Source organism: Cognatilysobacter lacus (assembly GCF_008274655.1).
In the GTDB taxonomy this organism is placed as follows: Bacteria; Pseudomonadota; Gammaproteobacteria; order Xanthomonadales; family Xanthomonadaceae; genus Cognatilysobacter; species Cognatilysobacter lacus.
The window spans coordinates 1-6367 of record NZ_VTRV01000154.1 but is presented as its reverse complement, the minus strand read 5'-3'; the positions used below and the strand labels follow the sequence as shown (position 1 = coordinate 6367).

Annotated in this window: 8 protein-coding genes; all 8 read right to left on the bottom strand. The window is 61.3% G+C overall.

The window, feature by feature from the left end; genetic code table 11:
• Positions 1–410 precede the first annotated feature (410 nt).
• Positions 411–776 carry a lysozyme inhibitor LprI family protein gene (locus tag FW784_RS14935; protein ID WP_149353534.1) on the bottom strand — a complete coding sequence of 122 codons (366 nt, stop codon included), beginning with the start codon at positions 774–776 and terminating at the stop codon, positions 411–413.
• Positions 777–859: 83 nt separating this feature from the next.
• Positions 860–1138 (bottom strand): hypothetical protein, encoded by a 279-nt coding sequence (locus tag FW784_RS11770; protein ID WP_149353533.1) that lies wholly within the window; start codon positions 1136–1138, stop codon positions 860–862.
• 69 nt (positions 1139–1207) lie between these two features.
• Positions 1208–1597, bottom strand: coding sequence for a hypothetical protein (locus FW784_RS11765; RefSeq protein WP_149353532.1), 390 nt, complete (start codon positions 1595–1597; stop codon positions 1208–1210).
• A gap of 347 nt (positions 1598–1944) precedes the next feature.
• Positions 1945–2298 carry a hypothetical protein gene (locus FW784_RS11760; RefSeq protein WP_149353531.1) on the bottom strand — a complete coding sequence of 118 codons (354 nt, stop codon included), beginning with the start codon at positions 2296–2298 and terminating at the stop codon, positions 1945–1947.
• 23 nt (positions 2299–2321) lie between these two features.
• The gene (locus FW784_RS11755; protein WP_149353530.1) at positions 2322–2831 is read right to left on the bottom strand and encodes a hypothetical protein; all 510 of its coding nucleotides are present in this window, start codon (positions 2829–2831) and stop codon (positions 2322–2324) included.
• Between the two features lie 1061 nt (positions 2832–3892).
• Positions 3893–4294, bottom strand: coding sequence for a hypothetical protein (locus FW784_RS11750; protein ID WP_149353529.1), 402 nt, complete (start codon positions 4292–4294; stop codon positions 3893–3895).
• Positions 4295–4369: 75 nt separating this feature from the next.
• Positions 4370–4705, bottom strand: a complete 336-nt coding sequence (locus tag FW784_RS11745) for a hypothetical protein (RefSeq protein WP_149353528.1) — start codon at positions 4703–4705, stop codon at positions 4370–4372.
• A 994-nt stretch (positions 4706–5699) separates the two neighbouring features.
• Positions 5700–6230 (bottom strand): hypothetical protein, encoded by a 531-nt coding sequence (locus FW784_RS11740; RefSeq protein WP_149353527.1) that lies wholly within the window; start codon positions 6228–6230, stop codon positions 5700–5702.
• Between the last annotated feature and the right edge of the window lie 137 nt (positions 6231–6367).

Sequence of the window (6367 nt, the reverse complement as noted above, 5' to 3'; positions counted from 1 at the left end):
CGATGACCATCATCTGGGGCCTAACACCTGAGTTAAGCCGCGCCGCGAAGCGGCGTCGGCTTGGACGAATTGTTAGGCCCCGGCTCGGCGTGAACGCTGCACGAGTAAGACCCAACACCTGCGGCGATGCTACGGCAGGTGAGACTGCGGGCGCCAGAACGGCTGACCGCAGCTGCTGCCCGAAGGCGCTGAGGCGAAATTGCTGGACCTGGCGCGGAACCTTCATCGACACGGCCGAAGGCGGGACTGAGCCTGCGTGCGCCCGATTGCTTCGCCTACGCCGGACGAGCGCTGCACGGCGCAACACAACCACGACCTGCACACGACGCTCTGAACCTACCAACCCGGGGCCTAACACCTGAGTTAAGCCGCGCCGCGAAGCGGCGTCGGCTTGGACGAATTGTTAGGCACTACGGCCGGTACTGCTCAAGTGATATTTTTAGGTCCTTGTTTCGCGACCGAGTCATTTCCGCGAGACAGCTATTGCGGAGCATGGGCTCGGCGGAGCCTCCCTCCATGTAGGAAGCTTCGAACTCACAGTTCAGATCTTTGAACTTGATCCATTGGAGTTGAACGGCTCGCATTCGAGCACGCCGATCTGGGTTGAGCTCACCCAACAACTGTTGGTAGGTTCGGTTGATCTCACGTGTGGCCTGCGCCAAGTCCGCGGCGGAGCATTCATTCATCTCTATCTGGTTCTGCGTCGACCTGCAGTTCGCGAATGCTTGTGTCGACAAGAGAGCCGCGAGTGCCAGCAACAGGATCCGCTTGATCATTATTCCCTCCAAGTAGGGCCTAACACCTGAGTTAAGCCGCGCCGCGAAGCGGCGTCGGCTTGGACGAATTGTTAGGTGCCGCACTATTGATGGTAGGCACCCTTTTCACACCAGAACTTCGTCTCGACGCCGGCCTGACCTTGGAAGAGCTGGGCGGCGAGCTGGCAGTTCTGGCGATTGTATTCATCTCCGTCCGCGGCATCGAAGGAGCCGACATGAACGCGCTTGACGCCCTTGGCGAGGGAGCTGCGATAGAGCGTGTAGGTATCGGCGCCGCCCGCACGGCTTGAACAACCGCCAAGTCCGGCGAGGCACGCGAGGAGCAACGATGCAATGACCGGCAAGCGCGACGTTTGTGTCATGCGGCACCTAACACCTGAGTTAAGCCGCGCCGCGAAGCGGCGTCGGCTTGGACGAATTGTTAGGCGGCATTACCTTGCCACCGCATACACAATGCTAACAGCGGGCGAGGTAGCTGCAGACTGTGCGGCCACAGGCGCACTGGTCACCGGCTCGCCGCTATAGGTAGCGACGACGCGCTTCAGGCCCTGCCACTTCAGCGTTACGTCTGTGCTGCAGCGGAACCACTGCTGTTTGTGCCCGCACCGCGCATTGGCTGGTTTGAACTCGCCTGGCACAACATCTACGCACACGTAGCACCAGCCGGCGGCTCCGCCACCCATATCGGCGTATGCGACTGCAGACGAAGATTTGTCCGGAGAGGCGGCGACGGACAAGACCTCGATTTCGTGTTCGGAGCTGTCCGGACCGATCGGCGAGCAACCAGCCAGAACAACTGCGAGCGCGATGAACTTTCTCATGCCGCCTAACACCTGAGTTAAGCCGCGCCGCGAAGCGGCGTCGGCTTGGACGAATTGTTAGGCCACATTGCGAGCTTTCACGCGCATGCGCAAGGCGAACGCTAGGGCAGTGACGAGGAGAACGACCGCCAGCGCGGCGAAGCCAAAGGCGGAATAAATGTGTACTGATTGGGCGCAGTCGAGTCCCGGCGCCGGAGAGGGTGTCATGCACCCAGGTACCGACACCAGTCGGGCCCACCAGTTCAGAAGCCCGTAGCTGATCAGCCCGCACGCTACGGCAGCCACGGCCAATCTCGCAGTTGAAACGCGCATTCGATGTTGTCTCCTAATGTGGCCTAACACCTGAGTTAAGCCGCGCCGCGAAGCGGCGTCGGCTTGGACGAATTGTTAGAGCCCGAACCCGGCTCCATAGACGCGAAACGGAACCACAGGTTGTCCTGCGGTGAGGGCAGGCCCTCTTGATGCGGGTCAAGACTCAGATACCAGCCCGTAGTGTCTGCCACAAGCGTGCACTGCTCGATGTGCTGAGCCGCGAAGTCCTCATAAGCGCTCCATTCGCTCAGACCCACTAGGCGGAAGCAGCATTGTTCACCGTCGCCGCTGCGTACGGTGAGCTCAGCCAGATGGGCCGAGGTTTCCCAGTCGTAAGCGACCAACAAGCTGGCAATGCTCTTATCGCGAAAGTCGGATGCTGTGACCATTCCGGAGGGCTCTAACACCTGAGTTAAGCCGCGCCGCGAAGCGGCGTCGGCTTGGACGAATTGTTAGGCCTTGGACCGGTAATGGCGCGACTAACCATTACCACGATGGGCCCAGCAAACAGGAACATGTGGGACAAAAGATCGAGGGCGGTGGAGAGTGGCTTAAACGTTACCGGCCTCGGATAGGCCGACAGTGGAAGCACCACGAGCCGCATGGAAAGAAAGACCAGGAGGCCGAACAACACCGCCGCGAGCAGCCTGTTATGGCGAAGGCGTGGAAGGCGGGATGCCAACACCGCGAACGCTGCAGCCCAACCAACGGACAGTGCGAAGTGACAAGCAATGCCCAAGGCCTGGACGCGGCTCCCGCCAGCCTGCGCAGACGTTCCGAGAAGTCCGCTGGCGATTGCCTGGAACACCTTGGAAGGCGCAGCGCCGTTGTACGCGGCGAAAGAGACGGCAAAGAGCAGGTCGAGCGCGCCGCCCACGAGACCGCCGACGATGATCGCAACAAGAAGTCGACGCCGCGCCATGAACTCTCCTACAAGGCCTAACACCTGAGTTAAGCCGTGCCGCGAAGCGGCGTCGGCTTGGACGAATTGTTATGCGCCGAGCCGATTACTCCGTGCACATGCTCTCCCATTCCGGATGCGCTACCCAAGCAGCGGAGGAGCGCGTAAAACTCCAGCCGTCACTGCCACAGCGGCCGAGATTACCGAGTTGTGCCGGGTTCTGCCGGCAGAGTAGGAAAGCCCCGTCCGGGCGCGAAAACCAGTAGTGGTGATTGCGATTGAAGGACCAGCCAAAGTGCCCCTCACTCGGCAACAGTGAGACGAGACTTTCGGCTTCGCGCGGAGCCCTGCGAAGCTGGCGCCACTCAGGCTGCTCCTGAAGGCCACACATGCCCCGGGCGTTTGCACAGCTTGTTAGGGCAGCTGCGACCGCGACGAAAATAATCTGGCGCATAACACCTGAGTTAAGCCGCGCCGCGAAGCGGCGTCGGCTTGGACGAATTGTTAGGCCCCGGCCCTGGCGAGGTACTGCACGGGGAGGAGCCAACACCTGCAGCCGATGCTACGGCAGGTGCGACCACACGGGCCAGCAGAGCCGAGAGGTCCGGCCCCACGAAGCGTTTGCAGCGGCTCGTTCGAGATCTGATGCCGAAGCCTCCGTTGCCGCCGAAGGCGGGGAGAGCGTGCGGCCGCAGAGTCGCAGCGACAAAGCCGGATTGGCGCCGCACGGCGCATGCGATTCGCAATCTGCGCACGCCGCCTTGAACATGCAATACGGGGCCTAACACCTGAGTTAAGCCGCGCCGCGAAGCGGCGTCGGCTTGGACGAATTGTTAGGCCCCGGCCCGGCGTGGACTGCACGAGCGGGACCCGACGGTTGCCCGCATGTTACGACGGGAAGAGCTTACGGGTGCGAGCGAACCTGGACGGAGCAGCCGCCCGAAGGCGATACACGGTTTGGCGGCAACGATGACGTAAGCCAGGGGCCGCGACCGAACGCGAGGGGTGGAACCACGACGTGCGTTGTTATCGCAACCTGCGCACAGCGCACTGAACCCGCATTACGGGGCCTAACACCTGAGTTAAGCCGCGCCGCGAAGCGGCGTCGGCTTGGACGAATTGTTAGGCCCCACCTGCCGGAACCACCGGTTGCTCGGCGGTGCGTAAAGAAGTGCGAGACCGAATGCCTTTGCGGCGAACCAAGCAAGTGCCAACGGGCCAAACGACAGGACGTGCGGCGCATTCTCCAGCAGGGCCAGCAGCGCAATGACCGCACCAAGAAAGCGCGCCCAGTCCCGACCGAGTGCGGCAAGCCCCAGCAGCCCCAAAAGGAAGACGTATACCCCGGCAGTGACAACAGCCGGAAGGAGCGGCGCTACTTCGGGCGCGCTGCCCGCGATCAGCGGCGCAATCTGCACGATGCCGTAAACATGGGCCGCCGCTAGCAGCAAGAGCGCCGCGATAAGAGTTTTTGGTCTCTTCATAGCGATCAATCCTCGTGTGGGGCCTAACACCTGAGTTAAGCCGCGCCGCGAAGCGGCGTCGGCTTGGACGAATTGTTAGGCCTTGGCGATAAGGCTGCTACCTAGGCCCGCGAACAGCACAACCATGAAACAGCTAACACCAATTACTAGGTACTTGTACGTGTCTCGCATTTCGGCGGCAACTGACGGCTGCAACTCCGCGACGATCGCGGGATTCTGCCGGATCGCCTGCAGCGCAGCATAGTTTCTCGCAAAGACACTGCCGCGAACCCCAGAGAAGCGCGCATAGAGTTGCGGATGTGCCGCTTGCAGTGAACGGCCGAAGTGATGCAGAGCGGTGAAGTACATGATGTACACCGCCAGCATAACGAGGGCGCCGAGCATAAAAACGATGTTCAAGATATCAACCATGTCTCACCCAAGGCCTAACACCTGAGTTAAGCCGCGCCGCGAAGCGGCGTCGGCTTGGACGAATTGTTAGGGGGCTGGCGGGAAGACCGCGCGAACCACCTTCGCTGTTTCTAGGTTCCACTCGCGAGTGGGGGTGCATAGGCTCAAGTACGTGGGCTCCCCCGCACGAGCCACGACTAGTAGCGTATCCCCCGGCGTGACTCGGGACAGCTCGGCGAACTCTACGACGCTCTTGGACGTGGGAGGGTTGTATTGCCAGGCCGAAATGACCTCCGACGCCAACGACGGATCACCCTTGAGGGCAAATTCTGGCTTAACGATGTGACGGATTTCTGTGCGGCGCTGAGCGGGCTTTTCGGCAGCCGCCGCCGTAGGCAAGTCACGGGCCAGCTCTGAGCGTATGACTGTGCCAACGTACACGACGCTGGCCGCGCGAAGTTCGGGCTCTAGCGGCTCGATTGCGCAGACAGCGTGCGCCGACAAGGGCGCGAGCGCAGCTACGATTCCGCACACCGCAAGAAACTTCATTCAGCCCCCTAACACCTGAGTTAAGCCGACCTGCGTAGTGGAGGCTTTGCAGTGGCAAGCTTTTCCTGCCACTGCAAAGCCGTAACGAAGCGGGGTCGGCTTGAACGAATTGTTAGAGCCCACGCAGCCCGGATGCCTTGGTGCGCTGCTCCACGTGGCCAAAGTGTGCCACGGAGGGCCGGACCGCGAGAAAGAGGGAGCGGGGCGCCGGAGGCGCGCCGAGAGGCGAGGGCGGTGACGCTGCCGGACCATGCTGGCCGGCAAGTTGGCGCTGCCATTCGCTCAACGCCGACTGCCGACAAATGCGGAGCAGCGCGAGCTTGCAGCTATGAACCTGCAAACCAATGTGGCCGTAAGCAAAAATATTTCGAAAAGCGAGTCGCCCGACTACCGCAGAGCATCCCGGCGTGGGCGCTAACACCTGAGTTAAGCCGCGTCGCGAAGCGGCGTCGGCTTGGACGAATTGTTAGGCCCCAGCTACGGCATGCTCTAGCTGCCTGAATTCTAGACCTTGGAACCCGCATTCCTGCCAACGCTGCACAAACCGCTCGCTAACGACCGGAGGACTTACGCGAAACCCGGCGACCTTGAACACGTCGCACTCCGGCAGTGCCGTTCCTTTCAAGACCCACTTTGTAACCCGCATTAGGCGGCCGCTCGCGAACCTGACAACTTCCGAACGCTCCGGATCTAGAACATCCAGGGTGGCTTTCGGGTTGATCAGGAAGAGCGTAAGTGCAGGGGCGCGCAGAGTTAGTAGCTCAGATGACGTGCTCAGGATATCGCCCATGGCGAGCACAACTTCGGGCCGCAGGACCAGTAAAAAGGCGCCCAGCGACGGGGCGGACGAGCGCGTGAGGCTCTTGGCGTTGTCTCTGCCAATTAAATGCACCGGCATAGGAGACCACTGCGAGGTGGGGTTTTCTCCAGCGATTGCCTCCTGGATCCGTAGGAAGTTAGCGCTGTCCACAGGATGGCAAAGCTCAAAGCCGTCCATGTGTTCCGGAATGTAGAAAGTTCTGTGTGACATCGGCTGGCGGCAAGCTGGCTCTGGGGCCTAACACCTGAGTTAAGCCGCGCCGCGAAGCGGCGTCGGCTTGGACGAATTGTTAGGCCCCAGCGATAAGCACCGCA